Source organism: Saccharothrix sp. NRRL B-16314, assembly GCF_000716595.1.
Classification (GTDB): Bacteria; Actinomycetota; Actinomycetes; order Mycobacteriales; family Pseudonocardiaceae; genus Actinosynnema.
Genome location: NZ_JNXC01000006.1, coordinates 135476 through 157455, shown reverse-complemented (window position 1 = coordinate 157455; position 21980 = coordinate 135476). Strand labels below are relative to the sequence as shown.

General features: G+C 70.6%; 7 protein-coding genes. 4 read left to right on the top strand and 3 right to left on the bottom strand.

Annotation, left to right across the window (positions count from 1 at the left end; all coding sequences use genetic code 11):
* Positions 1 to 11 precede the first annotated feature (11 nt).
* Positions 12 to 14399, top strand: coding sequence for a non-ribosomal peptide synthetase (locus OQ02_RS12985; protein ID WP_197043308.1), 14388 nt, complete (start codon positions 12 to 14; stop codon positions 14397 to 14399).
* Between the two features lie 224 nt (positions 14400 to 14623).
* Entirely contained in the window at positions 14624 to 15742 is a 1119-nt protein-coding gene (locus tag OQ02_RS12980) for a hypothetical protein (RefSeq protein ID WP_051772229.1), read from the top strand.
* A 55-nt stretch (positions 15743 to 15797) separates the two neighbouring features.
* Here the strand turns inward: OQ02_RS12980 and OQ02_RS12975 are convergent, their stop codons facing one another.
* Both OQ02_RS12975 and OQ02_RS12970 read right to left on the bottom strand, forming a co-directional pair.
* A complete protein-coding gene (locus OQ02_RS12975; protein ID WP_081915579.1) occupies positions 15798 to 16964 on the bottom strand; it encodes an acyltransferase family protein in 1167 nt (388 codons plus the stop codon).
* A gap of 180 nt (positions 16965 to 17144) precedes the next feature.
* Positions 17145 to 18356 carry a cytochrome P450 gene (locus OQ02_RS12970; protein ID WP_081915578.1) on the bottom strand — a complete coding sequence of 404 codons (1212 nt, stop codon included), beginning with the start codon at positions 18354 to 18356 and terminating at the stop codon, positions 17145 to 17147.
* A 194-nt stretch (positions 18357 to 18550) separates the two neighbouring features.
* On the opposite strand from OQ02_RS12970, the gene OQ02_RS12965 reads away from it, so the two are divergent.
* Positions 18551 to 19546, top strand: a complete 996-nt coding sequence (locus tag OQ02_RS12965) for a TauD/TfdA family dioxygenase (protein ID WP_051772259.1) — start codon at positions 18551 to 18553, stop codon at positions 19544 to 19546.
* Between the two features lie 12 nt (positions 19547 to 19558).
* Positions 19559 to 20524, top strand: coding sequence for a TauD/TfdA family dioxygenase (locus tag OQ02_RS12960; RefSeq protein WP_051772228.1), 966 nt, complete (start codon positions 19559 to 19561; stop codon positions 20522 to 20524).
* Positions 20525 to 20577: 53 nt separating this feature from the next.
* On the opposite strand, the gene OQ02_RS12955 is transcribed toward OQ02_RS12960, so the two are convergent.
* Positions 20578 to 21915, bottom strand: coding sequence for a glycosyltransferase (locus OQ02_RS12955; protein WP_033438623.1), 1338 nt, complete (start codon positions 21913 to 21915; stop codon positions 20578 to 20580).
* Positions 21916 to 21980 lie beyond the last annotated feature (65 nt).

The following is a 21980-nucleotide window of genomic DNA, read 5'->3' as shown; positions in this document are numbered from 1 at the left end:
GGAATGGCGAGATGACCAAGCCCGGCTTGGTGGACGTGTGGCCGCTGTCCCCGCTGCAACAGGGAATGCTGTTCCACGCCCGGTACGAGGAGCAGGGCACGGACGTCTACGTCATCCAGATGACCCTGGACCTCCGCCGCGAGGTGGACGCGGACACCTTGCGGCGCGCGGTCCGGACCGTGCTGCGCAGGCACGACAACCTGCGGGCGACCTTCCGGGACCGCAAGTCCGGCGAGCCGGTGCAGGTCATCCTGCGCGAGGTCGAGCCGGAGTGGCACGAGGTCGACCTGACCGGGGTCGCGGAGACGGGCCGGGCGGACGAACTGGCCCGGCTGATCGCCGACGACCGGACCGCCCGGTTCGACCTGGCCCGGCCACCGCTGCGGTTCACCCTGGTCAAGCTGGCCGCCCGGGAGTACCGCTTCGTGCTGACCGCGCACCACATCCTGCTCGACGGCTGGTCCATGCCGTTGGTGCTGGGTGAGCTGCTCGACCTGTACAACAGCGGCGGGGACGAGTCGGCGCTCGAACCGGTCGTGCCGTATCGCCGGTACCTGGACTGGCTGGCCAAGCAGGACCAGGGCGAGGCGGAACAGGCGTGGGCCGACGTGCTGCGGGGCCTGCCCGGACCGACGCTCGTCGCCCCGCCCGGCACGGCCCGCACACCGGTGCTGCCGGGGATGCTCCTGGAACAGGTGCCCACCGGACTGGCGGTCTCGCTCGTGGCGCGGGCCCGGTCGCTCGGCCTGACGCTCAACAGCGTGGTGCAGACCGCGTGGGGTTTCGTGCTCGGCCGGCTGACCGGCCGGGACGACGTGGTGTTCGGCGGCACGGTCTCCGGCCGTCCGCCGGAGCTGCCCGGCGCGGAACGCATGGTCGGCCTGTTCATCAACACCCTTCCGGTCCGGGTGCGCCTGGACCGCGGGTCGTCGTTGCGCGACGTGGCCCGCCGGCTGCAGGACCAGCAGGCCGAACTGGCCGGGTACCAGTACATCGGGCTGCACACCGTGCAGCGGCTCGCCGGTCACGGCGACCTGTTCGACGCGATGGCCGTGTTCGAGAACTACCCGGTCGACGCGGACAACCTGGAGGCCGCCGCCCGCGGTATCGGGGCGGAGGCGGCGACCAGCGCGGACGCGACCCACTACGTGCTGAACCTGGAGGGCACCCTCAAGGGCCGGGACCTGCTGCTGCGCCTGGACCACCGGCCGGACCTGATCGCCGGTACCGATGCCCGGGAGATCCTCGACCGGGTCGTCCACGTGCTGACCGCGTTCGTCGACGACCCGCACCGGACCGTCGACTCCCTGGACGGCGACTGGCAGTCGGCCGCGTTGCGCGCCGTGGCCGGTGCCCCGGCGGCGGTGGATCGAGGTGAAGCCGAGTACCGGGCTCCGCGCAACGAACGCGAAGAGTTGTTGTGCCGGCTGTTCGCCGAAGTCCTCGGAGTGCCCACCGTGGGCATCGACGACGGCTTCTTCGAACTCGGTGGCGACAGCATCACCTCCATCCAGTTGTCCAGCCGGGCGCGCCGGGCCGGGCTGAAGTTCACGTTGCGCGACGTGTTCGAGCACAGGACCGTCGCGGAACTGGCACCTGTCGCGCGGTCACTGGAGGACACGGGCGTCCCCACGGACGACGGTGTCGGCCCGGTGCCGTTGACCCCGATCATGCACTGGCTGCGGGCCAAGGGCGGGCCGGTCGACCGCTTCAACCAGACGGTGACCGCACCGGTTCCTGCCGGTGTCGACGCGCCGATGATGGCTGCCGCGCTGCGGGCGTTGATCGACCACCACGACGCGCTGCGCCTGCGGCTGAGCCCGGAGTGGTCGCTCGAGGTGCTGCCGGTGGGCTCCGTGCGCGCCGAGGACTGCCTGCGACGAGTCGCGGGCGCCCAGGACCCGGATGCGATCGCCGCCGCGGCAGCACGGTTGTCGCCTGTCGACGGTCGGATGGTGCAGGCGGTCTGGTTCGACGACGGCCTGACCCTGGTCGTGCACCACCTGGCGGTCGATGCCGTGTCGTGGCGCATCCTGCTGCCCGATCTGGACTCCTCGTTCGAGGCGCTGCTCGCCGACCGGCAGGTGAAGCTGGAGCCGGTGGGCACCTCCCTGCGGCACTGGTCGGACCGGCTGGTTTCGCTCGCCACGCAGCCGGATCGCGTGGCCGAGCTGGACCTGTGGCAGGCCGTGCTGGGTGTCGAAGACCCGCTGCTCGGCGCCCGGCCGGTTGATTCCGCCGAGGACGTGGTCGGAGTGGGCCGCAGGCACACCGCGGTTCTGCCCGCGGCGGTGTCCGGTCCGCTGCTCGGCGCGATCCCCGCGGCGTTCAACGCCGGTGTGGACGAGGTGCTGTTGACCGCGTTCGCGTCCGCGGTGGCGAAGTGGCGTGGCACGAGCGGTCCGGTGCTCGTGGACCTGGAAGGGCACGGCCGGGAGGAGATCGTTCCGGGCGCCGACGTGTCCCGGACGGTGGGCTGGTTCACCAGCGCCTACCCGGTGGCGATCGACTCCGGTGGCTCGCTGAAGACGGTGAAGGAGCAGCTGCGCGCGATCCCGGACAAGGGCATGGGTTTCGGGCTCCTCCGGTGGCTCAACCCGGACACCTCCGAGACCCTCGCGCGGTTCGCCGAGCCGCAGATCGCGTTCAACTACCTCGGTCGCCATGGCGAGGCGGCGGAGGAGCCGGACAGCGGCATCCACGACATGGCGGGTGCCGCGGACGCGGACATGCCGCTCGGGTACGCGCTGGAACTCAACGTCCTGGTCCAGCGGTTCCCCGACGGCTTGCGACTGGTGGCGACCTGGACGTGGTCGCGTGAGCTGCTCGACGACGCCAGGGTGCTCGCGCTGAACTCGTTGTGGGCCGAAGAACTCCGGTCGCTCGGCGAGCAGACCGGCGACGGCGGGCTGACACCGTCCGATCTGCCGCTGGTGAGCATCACCCAGGAGCAGATCGACCGGCTGGAGGCCGCCCGGCCGGATGTCGTCGACGTCCTGCCGTTGGCGCCGCTGCAACAGGGCTTGCACTTCCACGCGCACTACGACGAGCAGGGCTCGGACGTCTACACGATCCAGGCCGCGCTCGAACTCGGCGGCGCGGTGGACTCGGCGGTGCTGCGGGACGCCGTCAAGACCGTCTTGCGCAGGCACGACAACCTCCGGGCGTACTTCGTGACGGGTGACGGAGGACAGGCCTGGCAGGTGATCCCGGGTGAGGTGGAGCTGCCGTGGACCGAGGTCGACCTGACCGGCCTGGTCGAAGCCGAGCGGAGCGCCGAACTCGGCCGGCTGCTCGCCGAGGATCGCGCGACGCGGTTCGACCTGGCTCGACCGCCCCTGTTGCGCTGCACGATGATCCGCCTCACCGAGGACCGGCACCGGTTCGTGATCACGGTGCACCACATCCTGGTCGACGGCTGGTCCATGCCACTGCTGATCGGCGAGTTGTTCGAGCTGTACAACGTCCGTGGCGACGACACGACGCTGCCGGTCGTCACGCCGTACCGCGACTACCTGGCCTGGCTGTCCAAGCAGGACGTCCGCGCGAGTGAGCAGGTGTGGCGCGAAGCGCTCGCCGACCTGGGCGACCCCACGCTGGTCGTGCCCGCGGACCCGGCTCGCGACCCGGCCCCGCCGAAGCGGTGGACCCTGGACCTGCCCCGCGAGCTGTCCACCGGCATCGCCGCGGCAGCACGCCGCAGCGGTCTCACCGTCAACACCGTGGTGCAGGGCGCATGGGCGCTCATGCTCAGCCACCTGACCGGCCGCGACGACGTGGTGTTCGGCGCGACCGTGTCCGGGCGCCCGCCGGAGCTGCCCGGCGTGGAGAAGATGCTGGGCCTGTTCATCAACACGCTGCCCGTGCGGGTGCGCATCGACCCGGCCGCCCCGCTCGCCGCCCTGTTCGCCGGGCTCCAGCACCGGCAGTCCGGCTTGCTGGCGCACCAGTACCTGAGCCTGACCGAGGTGGCACGGCTGGCCGGGGTCGGCGAGCTGTTCGACACGATCGTCGTGTTCGAGAACTACCCGGTCGACGTGGAGACCCTGGAGGCCTCCAGCCGGCAGCTGGGAGTTCTCGACGCGGCCGTGGAGGACGCCGCCCACTACCCGCTCGGGCTGGCCGCGACCCAGCGCGGCGACGACCTGGAGATGTACCTGACGTACCGGCCCGACCTGCTGGACGACGCCACGTTCGAGACCTTGGCGGGCCGGTTCCTCCGCGTCCTGGAGACGTTCGCCGCGCACCCCGACCTGCCTGCCGGCCGGGTGGACCTGCTGTCCGACGTGGAGCGCTCCCGGCTGACCGGGTGGAACGACTCCGCACGCGACGTACCGGCGTCGACGTTCCCGCAGTTGTACGAGGCACAGGCAGCGGCCACGCCGGACGCACCGGTCCTCGTGTCCGGCGACACCGTGGTGACCTACGCCGAGCTGGACCACCGCGCCAACCACCTCGCCGGGGTGCTGGCCGGGCGGGGGATCGGGGTCGAGGACTTCGTCGCGATCGCCCTGCCGCGGTCGGTGGACTTCCACGTCGCGCTGCTCGCGGTGTTCAAGGCCGGTGCCGCCTACGTTCCGCTGGACCCGAACTACCCGGCCGAACGGCTGGCGTACATCCTCGATGACGCACGTCCGGCCGCGTTGATCACACACGGCGACGTCGACCTGCCCGCGACCGAGGCGGACGTGATCTTGCTGGACGAGCCGCTCGACGCCGAGCCGTTGCCCGGCGCGGTGGCGGTTCCGCTGGAGAGCGCGGCGTACGTGATCTACACCTCCGGCTCGACCGGCCGACCCAAGGGCGTGGTGGTCTCCCACACGGGCGCCGCGAGCCTCGGGATCGGCGAGTCGACGATCTTCCAGGTCCGGCCCGGCAGCCGGATGCTGCAGTTCGCCTCGCCCGCGTTCGACGCGGCGTTCTCGGAGATGTCGGCGACCATCCTCGCCGGTGGCGCGCTGGTGCTGGCGCCACCGGACCGGCTGCTGCCCGGCCCGGAGCTGTCCCGGCTGCTCAAGGAGCAGAACGTCACGCACGCGATGCTCCCGCCGGTCGCGTTGTCGGTGCTGCCCGCCGACGGGCTGCCCGACGGGATGGCGCTGATGCCGTGCGGTGAGGCGTGTTCACCTGAACTGGTGGCGCGGTTCGCCCCGGGCCGCCTGATGGTCAACGCCTACGGCCCCACCGAGACCACCGTGTGCGCGACCATCAGCGACCCGCTGACCGAAGGAGTTCCGCCGATCGGCCGCCCGCTGTGGAACGCACGGACCTATGTGCTGGACAGGGCTTTGCGGCAGGTCGCGGTCGGTGTGGTGGGGGAGCTGTACGTCGGCGGCCCGGCACTGGCCCGCGGCTACCTCAACCGGCCGGGACTGACCGCTGAACGGTTCGTCGCGGATCCGTTCGGCCCCGCGGGCGGGCGGCTGTACCGGACCGGGGACCTGGCGCGGTGGCGGTCCGACGGCCAGCTGGACTACGTCGGCCGGGCGGACAACCAGGTGAAGATCCGCGGCTTCCGCGTGGAGCCGGGGGAGATCGAGTCCGTGCTGGCCGCGCACCCGGACGTGGACCGGGCCGCCGTGGTCCCCCGCGAGGACCAGCCGGGTCGTCGCCGGCTCGTGGCGTACGTCGTTCCGGTCGCGGGACGCGATGTCGACAGCCGGGTGCTGCGTGCGCACGTCGCCACCGCGTTGCCGGAGCACATGGTTCCGGCTGCGGTCGTGCGGATGGACACCTTCCCGATGACGGTCAACGGCAAGCTCGACACGAAGGCGCTGCCCGCGCCGGACTTCACCGGCGGTGCCGGCTCGAGGGAACCCCGTGACGAGCAGGAGAGGCTGCTCTGCGCGCTGTTCGCGGAAGTGCTGGGCGTGCCCACGGCAGGGGTGGGCGACAGCTTCTTCGAACTGGGCGGCGACAGCATCGTCTCGATGCAGCTGGTCGCCCGTGCCCGCGCCGCCGGGTTGGTCTTCAGCCCGCGGGACGTGTTCATGCACAGGACGCCCGAGGCTCTCGCCGCGGTCGCACGTGCGACCGCGGCGGTGGAAACGCCCACACCGGTCTCGTCGGACGGCATCGGCGACGTCCCGCTCACACCGATCATGCACTGGCTGCGGGAGAGCGGCGGGCGGATCGAGCACTTCAACCAGACGATGACGGCCGACGTGCCGCCCGGCGCCGGCGAGGAGGTCGTGCACGCCGCGGTGCAGGAGCTGCTTGACCACCACGACGCCTTGCGGACGACGTTGACGCGGCTCGGGGACGACTTCGGGTGGTCGCTGGAGATCGCCCCGCCCGGCGCGGTGCGCGCGGAGGACGTGGTTCACCGGGTCACCTCCGGGATCGATGCCGCCCACGTCGAGGCGGCACAGCTGTGCCTCGACCCGGACGACGGCGTGATGCTGCGATGCGTCTGGTTCGACGCCGGTCCGGACGAACCGGGGTACCTGACGATCGCCGCACACCACCTGGTGGTCGACGGTGTGTCGTGGCGGATCCTGCTGCCCGATCTCCAGGAGGCCTTCGACGCCGTGGTGGCGGGTCGTCCGGTACGACTGGCGCCTGTGGGCACCTCGTTGCGGGCCTGGTCGAGGCAGCTGGTAGAGGAAGCGGGTTCACCGGCCCGGATGAGGGAACTCGCGACCTGGCGGGAGATCCTCGGCACGCCGGAGCCGGTGATCACCGATCGGCCGCTCGACCCGGTCAAGGACACCTTCGGCTCGGCGGGCCACCTGCGGCTCGTCCTGCCGACCGCGGTGACCGGACCCCTGCTGGGGAAGGTGCCCGCGGCGTTCCACGCCGGGATCAACGACGTCCTGCTCACCGCGCTGGCCCTCGCGGTGACCGGATGGCGGGCGGGCACGGATCCGGCTGTGCTCGTCGGACTCGAAGGACACGGCCGGGAGGAGATCTTCCCGGGGACCGACCTGTCCCGGACGGTCGGCTGGTTCACCAGCTCGTACCCGGTCCGGCTCGACCCGGGCGCCGATGGCGTCGAGGCCGCGGTGAAACGGGTGAAGGAGCAGTTGCGCGCCGTTCCGGACAACGGCATCGGCTACGGCCTGCTGCGGTACCTCAACCCGCAGACCGCGCCCGCGCTGGCCCGGTACGCCGGTCCGCAGATCGGGTTCAACTACCTCGGCCGGATGGGCACGGCCACGGACGAGGACGAGCAGATCCCGGCGGGCACGCCCGCCGACGCGGGGATGGCGCTGTCCCACGCCATCAGCGTCAACGCGATGACGGTGACCTACCCCGACGGGCCGCGCCTGGTGGCGGACTGGAGCTGGCCCGGCGAACTGCTGACCGAGGATCGCGCCCGGGAACTGGCCGAGGCCTGGTTCGGTGCGCTGGAAGCCGTTGTGGCCGCGGACGGCGGCGGATTCACGCCGTCCGACCTGCCGTTGTTGTCGTTGTCGCAGGACGAGATCGACGACCTGGAGAGCGACGCGCCGGCGCTGACCGACGTCCTGCCGCTCTCTCCCTTGCAGGAAGGCCTGCTCTTCCACGCGCTGTACGACGATCGCGGCGCCGACATGTACAACGTCCAGACCGTGATCGACCTGCACGGCCCGCTCGACGCGGGCGTGTTGCGGGACGCGGCCGGGGCATTGCTGCGCAGGCACGACAACCTGCGGGCGGCGTTCCACTCCGACGGGACCGGCCAGGCGCTCCAGGTGATCCCGCGCGCGGTCGAGGTTCCGTGGCATGAGGTCGACCTCAGCGAGCTGGAGCCGGCCCGGCGCGACACCGAGCCGGCCCGGTTGCTCGCCGCCGACCTGGCCGGGCGGTTCGACCCGCGGCAGCCGCCGCTGGTCCGGTTCACGCTGATCAAGCTGGCCGCAGGGGAACACCGGCTGCTGTTCACCAACCACCACATCGTGCTCGACGGCTGGTCGGGCCCGATCGTGCTGGGTGAGCTGTTCGAGCTGTACGGCAGCCGTGGTGACGACTCGGTCCTGCCACCGGTCCCGCCGTACCGCGACTACCTCGCGTGGCTCGCCGGCCGAGACCGGCAGGCAGCCGAGCAGGCGTGGCGCGACGCCCTCGAAGGTCCGGTGGAGCCGACCCTCGTTGCAGCGCCGGCCACGGGCGGGCCCGTGGTGCGATCCGAGTCGACGCGGTTGCGGCTCGCCGAGGACAAGGCGATCGCGTTCACCGCACAGGCCCGGCGGCACGGCCTGACGAAGAACCTGGTGGTGCAGGGACTGTGGGGGCTGTTGTTGTGCGGGCTGACCGGTCGGACCGACGTCGTCTTCGGTGAGACCGTCAACGGCAGGCCCGCCGAGATGCCCGGCGCCGGCCGGATGGTGGGGCTGTTCATCAACACCCTGCCGGTCCGCGTCCGCACCGAGTCGAGCGACACCGTCCTCGACGTGCTGCACCGGTTGCAGCGCCGGCAGACCGAGCTGCTCGACCACCAGTACCTCGGACTGGCCGAGATCCAGCGGCTGGCCGGCGCCGGTGAACTGTTCGACACCGCCACGGTGTTCGAGAACCAGCCGGTGGACGCGGACGTCCTGCACGAGCCCGCTCAGGGGCTGGGTGTGTCCGACGTCCGCATCCAGGACGGCACCCACTACCCGCTCGCGCTGGCGACGTCGAGCGACACCGACTCGACCGTCCTGACGCTGCACCACCGGCCGGGTCTCTTCGACGTCGAGGCCCTGGCGGCGAAGCTCCTGCGGCTGGTGGACGCGTTCATCGCCGATCCGCTGCGCCCGATCGCGGGTATCGAGCCGTTGACGGACGATGAACGCCGCAAGGTGCTCGTGACGTGGAACGACACCGCGCACGACGTGGGTGCGGCGACGCTGCTCGACCTGTTCCGGACCCAAGTCCGGCGCAGTGCCGGGTCGGTCGCCGTGCACGACGCGACCTCCGGTGAGGAGTGGACCTACGGGCAGCTCGACGCGCGGGCCAACCAGTACGCGCACTTCCTCTCCGGTCGGGGCATCCGGCCGGACGACGTGGTCGCGGTGAGGTTGGCCCGGTCGCCCGAGTGGCTGGCGGCGGTGCTCGGCGTGCTGAAGGCAGGTGCCGCGTACCTGCCCGTGGTTGCGGGACACCCGGCCGAACGGGTCGACCTCATGCTGGCCGACACGCGAGCGGCACTGGTGATCGCCGAGCCGCTCGACGTGGCCGGCCGGCCCACTGACGATCCGGCCGTGGCGTTGTTGCCCGGGCACGCGGCGTACGTGATCTACACCTCCGGTTCGACCGGACGGCCCAAAGGCGTCGTCGTGACGCACGCCGGCCTCGCGGGCATGGCGGGAGCGCACGCGGAACGTCTGGCCGTCACCCCAGGAAGCCGTGTGCTCCAGTTGGTGTCACCCAGTTTCGACCCGTCCGTCGCGGACATCGCGATGACGTTGTCGGCCGGCGGGACGCTCGTGCTGCCCGGTGACGAGGTCCCGGTCGGCGCCGAGCTGGCGGAGATCATCGAGCGGGCCGGGGTCACCCACGTCCAGCTGACCCCCGGCGTGCTCGGCACGCTGCCGCTGTTGCCGTCCCTGCGGTCGATCGCCGTCGGAGCGGAGCCGTGCCCGCCGGACGTCGTCTCGCGGTGGTCGGCGGACCGTCTGATGGTCAACACGTACGGACCGACCGAGACGACCGTCGCCGCGACGATGAGCGGGCCGCTGTCCGGGGCGGTCCGGCCGCCGATCGGAAGTCCGCTGTGGAACACCCGGGTGTACGTCCTGGACAGCTGGCTGCGCCCGGTCGCACCGGGCGTCCGGGCGGAGTTGTACATCGCCGGCGACGGACTGGCCCGAGGCTACCTGAACGCGAGCGGGACGACCGCCGAGCGGTTCGTCGCGAATCCCTTCGGCCCGCCGGGCTCCCGGATGTACCGCACCGGCGACATCGTGTCGTGGACGGTCGACGGGCAGCTGGAGTTCGCCGGGCGGGCCGACGACCAGGTCAAGGTGCGTGGCTTCCGGGTCGAGCCCGGTGAGGTCGAGTCGGTGCTGGCCGGGCACGACGCGGTCGACCGCGCGGCCGTGGTGGCCCAGGACGACGGTTCCGGCGAGCGCAGGCTGGTCGGCTACCTGGCGGTCCGTTCCGACCTGGACGCTGGAACGCTGCGGGACTGGTTGCGCGGCAGGCTTCCCGAGCACATGGTCCCTTCGGTGTTCGTGATCCTGGACGGCCTGCCGCTCGACCGGAACGGCAAAGTCGACCGGCGCGCGCTGCCGAAGCCCGAACCCGCTGCTGCCGGTGACGGACGCCTGCCGAGGACACCGGCTGAACGCACGCTCTGCGAGCTGTTCGCCGAGGTGCTCGCGGTCGGATCGGTGAGCATCGACGACGATTTCTTCGCTCTGGGCGGGCACTCGCTCACCGCGACCAGGCTGGTCAACCGGATCCGTGCCGAGCTGGGCGGTGAACTGCCGGTGCGGGCCGTGTTCGACGCGCCGACGGTCGCCGGTCTGGCGGAGGTGCTGGCCGGCGCGGACGCCGCACGCCCGCCGCTGGTTCCGGCTGAGCGGCCGGAGGTGCTGCCGCTGTCGTACGCCCAGCGCCGGTTGTGGTTCATCGACAACATGGACGGCACGCAGGGCCTTTACAACATCCCGCTCGCGGTCCGGCTGATCGGCGAGCTGGACGTGGCCGCGATGAACGCGGCCCTCGCGGACGTGGTGGCCAGGCACGAGAGCCTGCGCACGACCTTCCCGCACACCGAGGGGGTCCCGCGGCAGCACGTCACGGATGCCGGAATCGACCTGGTCGTCCGGGAGGCCGACGCCGTCGAACTGGACGGGCTGCTGGTGGCCGAGGCCGGTCGTGGTTTCGAACTGTCCACCGAGATCCCGCTGCGGGCGCACCTCTTCGTGCTCGGGCCGCGGGAACACGTGCTCCTCCTCGTGCTGCACCACATCGCGGGCGACGGCGCCTCCATGTCGCCACTCGCGCGCGACATCGGTGCCGCGTACGCGGCCCGAGTGCGCGGTGCGGCGCCGGCGTTCTCGCCGTTGCCGGTGCAGTACGCGGACTACGCGCTCTGGCAGCGCCAGGTGCTGGGCAGCGAAGACGACCCGGACAGTGCCATCTCCCGCCGGCTCGATCACTGGCGCTCGGCGCTCGCCGGGCTGCCGGAGGAGCTGGCGCTGCCCACCGACCGCCCCCGCCCGGCCGTGGCCGGGACCAGGGGAGACGTGGTGGCGGTGCCGATACCGGCGGAGGTCGGCCAGGGCCTGACCAAGCTCGCCAAGGCGACGGGCACGAGCGTCTTCATGGTGGTGCGCACCGCAGTCGCGGCGTTGCTGACCAGGCTCGGCGCGGGCACGGACATCCCGCTGGGGACGACGGTCGCGGGCCGGACCGACGAGGCGCTCGACGACCTGATCGGATTCTTCGTCAACACGGTCGTGCTGCGCACGGACACGTCCGGCGACCCGTCGTTCCGGGAACTGCTGGCCAGGGTGCGGGACACCGACCTCGCCGCCTACACCAACCAGGACGTGCCGTTCGACCGCCTGGTCGAGGAGCTCAACCCGGTTCGCTCGCTGGCGCGCAACCCGCTGTTCCAGATCATGGTCAGCCACCAGGACAACGCGCAGGCGGAACTCAGCCTGCCGGGGCTCACGCTCGCACCGCAGCCGATGCCGGAGGACACGGCCCGGTTCGACCTGTCGTTCGACTTCACCGACGGCGGGCACGGCACGGTGCTCGGCAGCATCGACTTCAACCTCGACCTGTTCGACCGGGACACCGTGCGGACGATGGCCGACCGGCTGGTGCGACTGCTCACCGCGATGGTCGCGGATCCGGACCAGCGCCTCGGTGCGGCCGAGTTGCTGGCCGCCGACGAGCGCGAGCAGCTGCTGACCGGCTGGAACGACACGTCGGTTGCCGTGCCGGCGCTGACCGTGGCGGACCTGATCCGGGCCCGGGTCGAGCGGACGCCGACGGCGACCGCGCTGATCGCAGGCGGAACCGAGCTGACCTACCGGGAACTGGACGTCAGGGCCAACCGGCTGGCCCACGAGCTGATCGCGCGAGGCGCCCGGCCGGAGCGGTTCGTCGCGGTGGCCGTGTCCCGGTCGGCTGAACTCGTGGTCACCCTGCTCGCGGTGCTCAAGACCGGTGCCGGATACCTGCCGCTCGACCCGGACCACCCGGCGGAGCGGATCGGGCACATGCTCGCGGACGCCGATCCCGTCCTGCTCGTGACCGACGGCTCCACGGCAGGCGAGGTTCCCACCCTGCGGCTCGACCAGCTCAGCCCGACCGGCCCGGTGACCGACCCCGGGGTCCGCGTGGTCGGCACGCACCCGGCGTACGTGATCTACACGTCCGGGTCGACCGGCCGGCCCAAGGGCGTGGTGGTGCCGCACGCCGCGCTGACCAACTTCGTGCTGTCGATGGCGGCGCGCTTCCCGATGGGGCAGGACGACCGGCTGCTCGCGGTCACGACCATCGCGTTCGACATCGCCGGGGTCGAGCTGTACGTGCCGCTGATCTCCGGTGGCGGTGTGGTGGTCGCGGACGAGGACACCGTGCTGGAGCCGCGGGCGTTGACCGACTTGGCGGTGCGCACCGGGGTGACGGTCGTGCAGGCCACGCCGTCGCTCTGGCAGGTCCTGCTCGACCACGACGCCGAGAGCTTGCGCGGACTGCGGGTGCTCGTGGGTGGCGAGGCGCTGCCCGCCGGTCAAGCCGCCGCGATGCGCGACGTCGCCGGCGAGGTCACGAACCTCTACGGCCCCACGGAGACCACGATCTGGTCGACTGCGGCCGTGCTGGACGACCGGCCGGGCGCGCCGACGATCGGCCGTCCGATCTGGAACACCGCCGTGTACGTCTTGGACGGCAACCTGCGGCCGGTGCCCGCCACCGTTCCGGGTGAGCTGTACATCGCGGGCGACGGCCTGGCCCGGGGCTACCTCAACCGGCCCGCGCTGACCTCGGAACGGTTCGTCGCCGACCCGTTCGGCGCTCCGGGCGCGCGCATGTACCGCACCGGCGACCTGGCCAGGTGGGGACGGGACGGCAAGCTCGACTTCCTCGGCCGGGTGGACCACCAGGTGAAGGTCCGCGGCTTCCGGATCGAGCTCGGTGAGATCGAGACCGTTCTCGCCACCCATCCCGCGGTGGCCAAGGCCGCCGTGCTCGTGCACGAGGTCCGGCCAGGGGACAAGCGGCTCGTCGGCTACGTCGTGCCAGCCGGTGGGGCTGTCGACTCCGCTGCCCTGCGCGGTCACGTCGGCACCACGTTGCCCGACTACATGGTGCCCGCGGTGTTCGTCACGCTCGACCGCTTCCCGTTGACGCCGAACGGGAAGCTCGACCGCAAGGCGCTACCGGTGCCGGAGTTCGAAGTGGACGGTGCGGGACGTGGACCGCGCACCCCCCGGGAGGAACTGCTGTGCCGCCTCTTCGCCGAGGTGCTCGGGGTGTCGAAGGTCGGACTGGACGACGGTTTCTTCGAACTCGGCGGGGACAGCATCCTGGCGATCCAGCTGACCAGCCGGATCCGCTCGGTGTTCGGCGCGGACCTGTCCAACCGCAGCCTGTTCCAGGCGCCGACGCCGATCGGCGTGCTCGGCCTGCTCGGCGACGGCGACGAGGGCGGTGACACGCCCGGTGGCCTCGACGTCCTGCTGCCACTGCGCACCGCGGGCGATCGGCCGCCGCTGTTCTGCCTCCACCCGGTCGGCAGCCTCGGCTGGATGTACGCGGGTCTCCTGCGGCACGTCCCGGGTGACCGTCCCGTCTACGCGATCCAGCCCAGGGGACTGGCGCACGAGGAGGAGTTGCCGCGCTCGCTGCCGGAGATGGCGGACGACTACATCGCCCACATCCGCGCGGTGCAGCCGAACGGCCCGTATCACCTGCTCGGCTGGTCGATGGGCGCGCTGCTGGCGCACGAGATCGCCACCCGCCTGCGCGGCCGGGGCGAGCAGATCGCGTTGTTGGTCAACATCGACCAACCGCCGATGACGCGGGACATGGTCGAGGGCCAGAACACCGCGACCGACGAGCAGAACGTCCTGACCGCGTTGCTGGACTTCGTCGGCCTGGAACGCGACGTGTTCGGGCCGGGCCCGCTGGAGCACGCCGAGGTGATGGCCGCGCTGCGCGCCGAGGGAAGCCCGTTGGCGACCTTCGACGAGGAGCTGATCATGAGGATCGGTCGGGTTTCCGACAACAACTGGAAGCTCGCCGTCGGGCACGTGCCCGACGTCTTCGACGGTGACCTGCTGCTCATCGTCGCCACGCCGGACCCCGATCAGGCCGCACAGGAGGTTCGGGCGAGGGTCGGCCGGCTCCGGCCGTTCGTGGCCGGCGAGATCATCGTGGAGTCCGTGCACAGCGAACACAGGCGGCTGCTGCATGCCGGTCCGGTCGCCGACGTGGCTCGCATCCTGACCGAGCGGCTGGCAGGGCTCTAGCTCCGGTTCTCGGTGGGAATCAATCCAGGCCACCGCTTTACCCGAGCCGGTGCGGGTTTCGGGCTCCGGAGTCCGCTCACGTGTGGCGGCTCCGTCCCAGCCATGCGGACCGCAATGACGGAATGAAGCCATGCGGGGGAGGGATCATACCTGGGACGGATCCCTCCCGGCAGGGGCTTGTGGCAAGGTGGATCGTGGTGAGTGCAGAGCGAAGGAGATCCTGGATGAAGCGCGTCTCGGCCGCGTGGTCACGGTGGCCGGTGTGGTCCGGCTACGCAGCCGCGTTGTGGTCGTTCGTCTACGGCTGCCTAGGGCTGTACTGGGCGGTGGGAGGCAGCGGCTTCCCCTTCGGGCGCGGCTACGACCGGGAAGCGGACGACGTGTTCTCCTTGCTGGCCGGCGCGAACCCGGGCGTGGGCGGGCCGGTCATCGCCGGGCTCGGCCTGGCCGGCGCGGTCATCGGACTGCTGATGGCCCAGGGGCGCGGGCACGGCGTCCTCGCCCGGCTGATGCTCGGCTTCGCCGGTGTGACCGCGGCGACGCTCGCCCTCGTGATCCCGGACTTCCGGGTGTTGATGCTGCTGACGCGGCTGCCGTTCATGCCGATCTGGGCGTTCACCGGGGTGCCCGGCGGCCTCACCGTCGGGGACCTGGTGCCGTGGGCGCGGATCAACCTGCTGGTCCTCGTGCTCGGCGGGCTGCTGTGGGCGATGGCCGCGCTGGCGTACTCACGCCGGATCAAGCAGGTGTGCCTCCACTGTGGCCGCGGGGTTCACGGCGCGCGGTGGACCAGCCCGGAGGCGGCCGGCCGCTGGGGTCGGCGGGCAGTCGCGGTGGCCACCGTGGTCCCGCTGATCTATGCGGCGACCCGGATCGCGTGGGCGCTGGGCATCCCGCTGGGCATCCCGCGCTCGTTCTACGAGGAGAACGTGGACTCCGGCATGTTCATCGGCGGCCTGGCCATCGCGCTGATGGCCATCGGCGGGGCGGTGCTCACCATGGGCCTGGTCCAGCGCTGGGGCGAGGTCTACCCCCGCTGGATCTGGTTCAAGAAGGGCAAACGCGTACCGCTCGCGCTGGCGATGGTGCCGGCCGGACTCGTGTCGGTGTTCGTGGTCCCCGCCGGGATCATGGAGATCAGGATGGCCTTCATCCGGGGCATCGACCCCCAGGAGTGGGCGATGCTCGGTCCCGGGTTGCTCTGGCCGTTGTGGGGTCTCGCCCTCGGCGCCGCGACTGTCGCGTACTACCTGCGCCGGCGTGGGGAATGCCCGCACTGCGGGCTCGGTGCTCCGTCCGGGCCGGTGGTGGAGGCGGAAGTCGACGACGCCGTTCGCAGCTGAAGGGATCTGCCGGACGTGGTAGGTGGCCCGGCAGATCCCCATCCCGGTTCGGTTGCTAGGCCGCGGTGGTGGCAAGCGGTTCGGACGGTTGGCTGTGTTGCTTCGGCGGCGGGCTGAGCAGCCGCTGCATGGGACGTTCGACCAGTTGGTACAACAGCCAGGCGACCAGGGTGCAGAAGACCATGATCGTCACCACGTTGCTCAGGATCTGCCAGGAGTTCCCCCACCCGAGCGACATGCTCAGGCTTTGCGCGACGAACAGGTGGAACAGGTACAACGCGTACGAGCTGTTGCCCAGGAGCACCGAGACCTTGTCCCGCATGGGCGAGAACGAACCGGTCAGGTCAGCGTTCGCCAGCGACACGATCAGCAGCACGAACACAGGCACCATCGCGGCGCCCAGGATCGGTGCGTTCATCGACAGCTCCGGCAGGAGCGGGATACCGGCGAGGTACGCCAGCACCACGACCGTGATTGCCGCCGCGACCGGGATCCCGCGCCACGCGGCGCGTTTCACCAGCAGCGCTGCGGTGATCCCGATGGCGAACTCGGAGATCCTGGTCAGCGGGAGGAAGTACAGCAGTTGGGACCCGAAGCCCGGGTCCTGCATCGCGGACGGCGCCAGCAGCGTCGCCGCGAAGTAGATCAGGCCCGGCCAGAAGACCAACCCGACGGTCAGGATTCTGAGTGCCCGAGTGGACAGCCGGGACAGCCACGCGAAGATGAACGGGAAGCAGAGGTAGAAGAACACCTCACAGCTCAGCGACCAGGTGACCTGGTTCATCTGCAGCGGCAAGTCGCTGCCGGGCACCCACGCCTGCACCACGAAGAGGTTGGCGATCACGGCACTGGTCGAGGGCATCGGTTCGTCACCGGTGAGCCAGGTGATCAGCAGGTCCAGCACGTTGCTCAACAACAGCAACGGGTAGATCTTGGCGAACCTGCGCCGCCAGAACCCGGCTGTGGACGCGTCCGGGTCCGCTGACCACGCGAGCACGAAACCGCTGATCACGAAGAAGCAGGTGACGCCGACGAAGCCGTGCATGAAACCCTGGCTGAGCACGGCGCACCCGAACGGCCCGCCCTCCGGTGGGCAGGATTCGGAGGAGGCCAGCGCGATGTGCTGACCCACCACGAGAAGAGCGGCCCACCAGCGCAGTCCCGTTAAGGACTGCAACCACGGCGACCGCTCGGACAAGCTGGATGACGTTCCTCTGGACATGCTGAACTCTCCCTTTGGGAAGGGTTGATGGGCGATGTGAGTGGCGGGCGGCGGAACGCCTCACCCCCGGTCGAACGAGTGAACAGAAAGGGCACCGTGGCAAATGTCCTCACCACGGTGCTCATTCACACGTCGCCGTCACGAGTCAGGCGCACACCTCCTCCCGGTTCGGTCGGACCGTCAAGCCGGGCGGACCACCACGGGTAGTCGCTTGGCGCCGTTGGTCCCCGGGTTGGCGAAGAACTCGAACGGGTCGTCCTCGTCCAGCGCGATCTCCGAGTAGCGCCGCAACAGCAGGCCGGTCGCGATCTTGCCCTCCAGCCGGGCCAGTGGGGCGCCGACGCAGAAGTGCGCGCCGTGCCCGAAGGCGTAGTGCGGGCTGGGGGTCTGGCCGGGGGCGAAGCGCTCCAGGTCGAACGTGCGGGGCTCGGGGAACGCCGCCGGGTCGTGATTGGCCGAGATCAGCCACGCGGTCACCGCCTTGCCGGCCGGGATGGTCACGCCGGACAACTCCACGTCCGTGGTGGACATCCGGGCCGCGAAGGTGAACGGCGGCCTCATCCGCAGCGACTCCTCGACGGCCTGCGGGATCAGTTCCGGGTTGGCCCGCAGCTTGGCCGCGACGTCCGGGCGTTCGTGCAGGCAGCGCACGGTGTTGCCGAGCATCAGCGTGGTGGTGATGTGGCCGGCGATCAGCAGGATCGTCAGGAACGTGACGATCTCCTCGTCGTCCAGCCGGTCACCGTTCAGCTCGGCCTGGGTCAAGCCGGTGATCAGGTCCTCGCGCGGCTTGGCGCGGCGGTCGGCCACGTGCTGGTAGAAGTACTCCTGCATGGGCGCGACCCGTGCCTTGATGGTGTCGCCCGAGTCGGGCTCGGCCGAGGCGTCCACGTTCGGGTCGAAGATCCCGTCGGCCCACTCGCGGAACAGGGCCTTGTCGCTGGACGGCACGCCGAGCATCTCCGAGATCACGATCACCGGCAGCGGATAGGCCACGGCCTCGACGAGGTCCAGTCGTTCCACCCCGGCGACCCCGTCGAGCAGGTCCTCGGTGATCCGGGTGACCCGCGGCGCGAGTGACGCCACCGTGCTCCGGGAGAACGCCTGGCTCACCAGCTGGCGGCGCGCTGTCAGCTCCGGCGGGTCCATCTGGGTCAGGTTGCCCCGGCCGAAGGCGTTGCCCTCGGACTCGTTGTCACCGAAGTTCGCGGCGAAGGTCTTGTAGTCGGAGAAGAGGCGCTGCGCGTCGGCGTGCCGGAACAGGTGCCACATGTCGAACTTCGGGTCGTAGCACACGGGATTTCCGTCACGCATCCGCTTGGCCCACGACAGGAGCGCTTCCTCTCCCTCGGTCGGCATCGGCATCGCCTCGGTCAGCAGGTGCTCGGTCACGAGGACATCCCTCCCTCTGGGGACGGTTCCACTCCCCCTTGGTATTCCGCCGGAATAGAAGCACCGCCGCTGTGCCGTGCCCGCCCTGCTTCGAAGTCTTCTATATCGACAGTTCCATCCTCGGCCGCTTGACCGGCCGGTTGCTTCCTAGGCTGGCGGCACCTGCCGGGAACCGGATGATCTGCGAGGAACCGATGGCTGATTCTGCTTTGGCCGGAACACCCTTCGCCGCGCTGCGCGCGACCGCCGACGTCGAAGTGGTGGAGCACAACGGCACGCGGCTGTGCCGGGTGAGCCCGCGCGGGGACGACCCGCGGGCGTGGATCACCGAGAACGTCGAGCTGGTGCGCGCGGCGATGCTCGACTGCGGTGCGGTGATGATCAAACAGGTGCCGGCCGAGGACGACTCGCAACTGGGCGCGATCGCGGAGGAGATCGGCGGTCGGACGCTGGACTACACCGAGCGGTCCACCCCGCGCAGCAAGGTGACCGGCAAGGTCTACACCTCCACGCACTACCCGGCCGACCAGTCCATCCCGCAGCACAACGAGAGCGCGTACTCGGTGAACTGGCCTGACAACCTGTTCTTCTACTGCGCGCTCGCCGCTGAGACGGGCGGCGAGACGCCGGTCGCGGACAGCGCCGCGGTGCTGGCCCAGCTGCCCGAGGAGCTGGTCGACCGGTTCGCGACGCACGGCGTGGTCTACACCCGGGCGTACCACGACGCGGTCGGCCTGCCGTGGCAGGAGGTCTTCCAGACCGGCGACCGTGACGAGGTGGAGAAGTACTGCGCCGAGAACGGGATCAGCACGCAGTGGTCCGGTGACATGCTGCGGACGCGCCAGCTGCGCCCCGCTCTGGTCACGCACCCGGTGACGGGCAGGACGGTCTGGTTCAACCAGGCGCACCTGTTCCACGTCAACAACCTGCCCAAGGACGTGCGGGACAGCATGCTCAGCATCTTCTCCGAGGAGGACCTGCCGCGCCACGCGTACTGCGGCGACGGCTCGCCCATCACCGACGAGGAGTTCGACCTGATCACGCAGGCGTTCGACCCGCCGCTGCTGGCCGAGCCGTGGGAGACCGGCGACGTGCTGATGATCGACAACATCCTGGTGTCGCACGGCCGGCGGCCGTTCACCGGCGACCGCCGCATCCTCGTGGCGATGACCAAGCGCTCGGCGAACTGAGGCGGGGTCTGGATGACGACGATCCACACCGGACCGGCGACGTCGCTCAGGGTCGTCTCGGCCCGCGACATCCGGACTGTCGAGGACGCCGAGCAGTGGGCGGAGGGGCATCGGGGAGAACTGCGGGCCACGGTGGCCGAGTCCGGCGCGGTGCTCGTGCGAGGCCTGGATCTGCGCGACGCCGGGGGAGTGGCGGCCGTGGCGCGACGGCTCGCGAACGAGCTCATGGTGGAGCGCGAGGGTTTCGCCAAGCGGCACGTGTACTCGCCCGGCGTCTACTCGTCGTCGGCGTGGACAGACGACATGCCGATGTGCATGCACCACGAGCTGAGCTACGCCAGGACGTTCCCCGGCATGATGATGTTCGCCTGCCTGAGCCTGGCCGACTCCGGTGGCGAGGTCGAGATCGCCGACGCGCGCTCGGTGCTTTCCGCGTTGCCCGCGGAGCGCTTCGCCGGCTTCACCGGCGACGGGTGGCAGCTCGTGCGCAACTACCACCCGGAGACCGGCATTCCGTGGCAGGAGGCGTTCGGCACGGAGGACCGCGCCGAGCTGGAGGCGTACTGCACCGCGAACGGCATCACGGTCGAATGGCGGCCAGGCGGACTGTTGCGCACCAGGCAGGCCAGGCCCGCCGTGCTGACCCACCCGATCACCGGCGCGCGGTGCTGGTTCAACCAGATCGCGTTCCTCAACGAGTGGACCATGCTTGAGGACATCAGGGAGTACCTGGTGTACGAGTTCGGCCGGGACGGCCTGCCGTTCAACACCGCGCACGCCGACGGCAAGCCGCTCACCGCGGCTGTTGTCGACGAGCTGAACAACGTCTACGAGCGGCATGCCGTGACGGTGCCGTGGCAGCCGGGCGACCTGCTCCTGGTGGACAACATCTCCACGGCCCACAGCCGCAAGCCCTTCACGGGAAGCCGTGAGGTGATCGTCGCGATGGGCGACCCGGTCGACCGCACCACGCTGTGATGGAACAGCGGTAGGCCCTCACGCCGGAAGCTCGCGTGAGGGCCTACCGCTGTTCAGACCGCGGCCGGTACCTTGCCCGCGGCGACCTGCTCGATGATCGAGACGGCGGCGGCGTGCCCGGGCTCGGACTTGATCTTCTCGCTCATCCGGCGGGCGGCGGCGGCCATGGTGTCGTCGGTGGCCAGTCGCCGCAGGGCGGTGGTGAGGTTCTCGGTCGTCATGAACGGCTGCCAGAGCGGTTCCAGCCCGGCGCCGGCCTTGCGCACCTGGTTTCCCCACAGCGCCGATTCCTTGAACAGCGGGCACGAAACCGAGGGGATTCCCGCTGCCAGCACGTCGTGCACGACGCCGTGGCCGCCGCTGTGGACCATCGCGCGGATCTTCGGGCACAGCCAGTCGAAGGGCACGCTGTCCACCACGACGATGTCGTCGGACGGTTCCTCGATCTCGATGCACCGGCCGCTGCCCCTGATGACCACCGCCCGCACGCCGGCCGCGCGGACCGCTTCGCTGACCATCCGCCCGTTCCGGTGCGGGTCCGGGTTGCTCAGACTGCCGAACCCGATGGCGATGGGTGGCGGACCAGCGGCGAGGAACCGCACCAGCGACTCGGGCGGGGTGTACTGCTTCTCCACCGGCAGCAGGGGAGAACCGATGCTGTGCACGTTGTCCGGCCAGTCGGACGCGCGCGGGAAGAGGTGCTCGCTGAACAGGTTCAGCAGGTGCACCGGCCGGCCGTCCGCGGTGCGCATCCGGTTGTGCCTGCCGCGGCGGGCAGGCAGGCCGAGCGACTCGGTGCGCCAGCGGTCGGCCTTGCGCTTCATCGGGATGAAGACCTTGGGCAGCACGTGGCTCAGCCGGTTGAAGAGGCCAGGCCATTCCTTCTCCTGGAACGCCATGCTGGGGTAGTGCCAGGACGGCGTGTAGAACGGGTACAGCTCGGCGACCACGTGCGGCACACCGACCTTCTCGGCGACGAAATGCCCGTAGTCCATGTCGTCGTGCGTCGGCACGATCAGGTCCGGACCGTATTCGGCCGCCTTGAACTGCTCTTCGAGCATGGGCACGAAGGTCCGCTCCACGATCGGGCGGATGCCCGACATGAGTTCCTTCGCCTCGGCCTTGAACTCCTTCTTCTCCGCCTTGGTCTGGGTGCCCAGCACCCGGCTGGCCTCCTTGTACATCAAGGTCCGGACGTCGTCTCGTTCGAGCAGGTGCAACTGGGTGTCGTCGCGCGGGAAGAACCGCACGCCGTGCTCGGCCGCGAAGGACTCGAACGGCGCCGGGGCGGCGAGGGTCGACTCGTGGCCCGCCTCGTTGAGGGCTCGGGCCAGCGCCAGGTACGGCTGCACGTCACCGCGGCTTCCCCATGCATAGATCAGGATCTTCACTCCACGCTCCCGGACTACCGTGCGGACACGCCTCGGCCAGGTTCGAATGCTAGGTGTGGCGAGCA

What these genes read in the sequence shown, in the direction of transcription:
- OQ02_RS12985 (WP_197043308.1), top strand. Translation starts at nt 12, where the DNA reads ATGACCAAGCCCGGCTTGGTGGACGTGTGGCCGCTGTCCCCGCTGCAA.
- OQ02_RS12980 (WP_051772229.1), top strand. Translation starts at nt 14,624, where the DNA reads ATGAAGCGCGTCTCGGCCGCGTGGTCACGGTGGCCGGTGTGGTCCGGC.
- OQ02_RS12975 (WP_081915579.1), bottom strand. Translation starts at nt 16,964, where the DNA reads ATGTCCAGAGGAACGTCATCCAGCTTGTCCGAGCGGTCGCCGTGGTTG.
- OQ02_RS12965 (WP_051772259.1), top strand. Translation starts at nt 18,551, where the DNA reads ATGGCTGATTCTGCTTTGGCCGGAACACCCTTCGCCGCGCTGCGCGCG.
- OQ02_RS12960 (WP_051772228.1), top strand. Translation starts at nt 19,559, where the DNA reads ATGACGACGATCCACACCGGACCGGCGACGTCGCTCAGGGTCGTCTCG.